Source organism: Streptomyces tricolor, assembly GCF_002155905.1.
Classification (GTDB): Bacteria; Actinomycetota; Actinomycetes; order Streptomycetales; family Streptomycetaceae; genus Streptomyces; species Streptomyces tricolor.
Genome location: NZ_MUMF01001056.1, coordinates 1 through 636 on the forward strand (window position 1 = coordinate 1; position 636 = coordinate 636).

Here is a 636-nt window from a genome sequence, read left to right on the forward strand (position 1 = left end):
ACTGCGTCGGCGGGAAGAACTCGATCTCCTGGTAGAACGGCAGCTTCTGCCGCGTGCCCCGGATGTGACCGCGCTCCATGTCCGCGTTCTTGAAGCGGAAGCCCAGCTGGATGAAGGCGTCCAGGATCGCCTTCTGCGCCGGCAGCGGGTGCACGTTGATCGGGTCCAGGTCACCGGAGTCCACGGCCCGCGCGATCGCCAGCTCGGTGGTCACACCGATGTTCATCCCGCGCAGCGACTGCCCGTCGATCATGGTGATCGGCGTCTCCCAGGGGATCTCCAGCCCGAACGGCACCGCGTGCACGGCCCCCGCCTGCAGCTCGAAGGCCCCGCCGAGCTGCACCTTGGTGAACTCGATGTCCTGCTTGTACTCCTGGTCGCCGCTCTCCACCTCGACCTTGGCCTGCAGGCCGACGGACAGCCCCTCGATGGCCTGGTTCACGGAACCGCCCTGGATCCGCACCTCACCCTGGACGACCCCGCCCGGTACGACGTTGACCTCGGTCAGCACCGTCTCGACCGACGCCCCGCCGGCCCCCAGGCTCGCGAGCAGCTTCTTGAACGCCATGACACTCCTTCTACGACTGGACCCTCGACCCGTACAAACGCGATCGCCCCGCACCCGGTTCCGTCGGT

Annotated in this window: 1 protein-coding gene; it reads right to left on the bottom strand. The window is 67.6% G+C overall.

Going from position 1 to position 636, the window contains the following annotated elements; all coding sequences use genetic code 11:
• Positions 1-568 (bottom strand): sporulation protein (locus CCN44_RS42695; RefSeq protein WP_086704648.1); only part of this gene is annotated, 568 nt, incomplete at its 3' end.
• Between the last annotated feature and the right edge of the window lie 68 nt (positions 569-636).